This window comes from Brachybacterium sp. AOP29-B2-41 (genome assembly GCF_052378395.1).
Taxonomy (GTDB): Bacteria; Actinomycetota; Actinomycetes; order Actinomycetales; family Dermabacteraceae; genus Brachybacterium.
The window spans coordinates 1-1,390 of sequence record NZ_JBQSXR010000053.1 but is presented as its reverse complement, the minus strand read 5'-3'; the positions used below and the strand labels follow the sequence as shown (position 1 = coordinate 1,390).

Annotated in this window: 1 protein-coding gene; it reads left to right on the top strand. The window is 67.6% G+C overall.

Annotated features, from left to right (window positions below; all coding sequences use genetic code 11):
• The first annotated feature begins 59 nt into the window (after positions 1–59).
• On the top strand, positions 60–1,346 hold the full coding sequence (locus ACT3T9_RS18830) for an ISL3 family transposase (RefSeq protein ID WP_444607303.1): 1,287 nt from the start codon (positions 60–62) through the stop codon (positions 1,344–1,346).
• The last annotated feature ends 44 nt before the right edge of the window (positions 1,347–1,390 follow it).

The following is a 1,390-nucleotide window of genomic DNA, read 5'->3' as shown; positions in this document are numbered from 1 at the left end:
CGTGGTCCTGCTGTGATGGGTGTTGTCTAGACATCCACATTCCAGAGGACCACGAGCCTGTGCACGAGAATACTGGTTCACAGCGAGATGCTGCGAGCACGATCTTCAACCTGCCCGACTACCACGTCATCGACGCGATCGACCTGCCCGACGGAGGCCGTCGAGTGGTGATCGCCTCGACCGTCCCGCCCGGATGTCCGTCGTGCGGAGTGCTCGCGACCAAGGTCCACTCCCGCCGGTCCCAGCACGTCCGGGACGTCCCCGTGGCCGGGGCGATGGCGGTGGTGTGGGCCAAGCGACGCTGGTTCTGCCTCGAGCCGGCCTGCGCCCGGCGCACGTTCTGGGAAGCCACCGACCAGGTCCCGCACCGCGCGCGCTCAACGACCCGGCTGCGAAACCAGATCGTCTCCGCGGTGATCACCTCTGGCCGGGCAGCCTCGGAAGTCGCCCGGACCCATGGCGTCTCGTGGTGGCTGGTCCAGGCCGCGCTGGCGGCTGCCGCCGTGGTCCTGCCCACCGCCGAGGACGTGTCAGTGACGCGCCTGGGCATCGATGAGCACCGCTACCGGTCGGTGCGCTGGTTCCGCACCGACGACGGTGCCTGGAGACGGTTCGAGCCCTGGATGACGACCCTGGTCGACCTCTCCACCGGGCAGGTCCTCGGTATCGTCGACGGCCGGGACTCCACCGCCGTCGGCGACTGGCTCGCCCAGCGCTCCAAGCTCTGGCGGGAGCGGATCGAGATCGTCGCCATCGATCCCTCGGCCGCGTTCCGCAAAGCACTGCGGACCTACCTGCCCCGCGCTGCGGTCTCGGTCGACAAGTTCCACCTCGTCAAGCTCGGAAACGACATGGTCACCACCGTCCGTCAACGCCTAGCCCGCACCCATCGCGGTCGTCGCGGCCGCAAGGACGACCCGGCCTGGGCCCACCGGATGCTTTTGCTACGCGGCGCTGACACCCTCACTCCACGGGCCTGGGAGCGGTTGGAGACGGTGTTCCGCACCGATGACCCCACCGACGAGCTCTCCGCCGCCTGGGGCATCAAGGAGCAGCTCCGCCGCCTATTGGCGACCGACACCCTGGCTCAGGCCTGGGAGGAACGGATGCGGATGGGCTACTTCGTGCAGATCGCGAATATGCCCGAGGCGACCAAGCTCTACGACACCGTCGTGACCTGGTGGGACGCGATCGAGGTCCTCATCGTCACCGGCGCGACCACCGCTCGAGTCGAGGCCGCGAATACCGGCATCAAGAACATCAAACGCACTGGCCGCGGCTTCCGCAACGCCGAGAACTACCGGATGCGTATCCTGCTGACCAGCGCCGCGAGAACCGTAGCGTGAATACCCGCTACAGCAGGGTCATTCACCATGAACCGCGAAGAGCC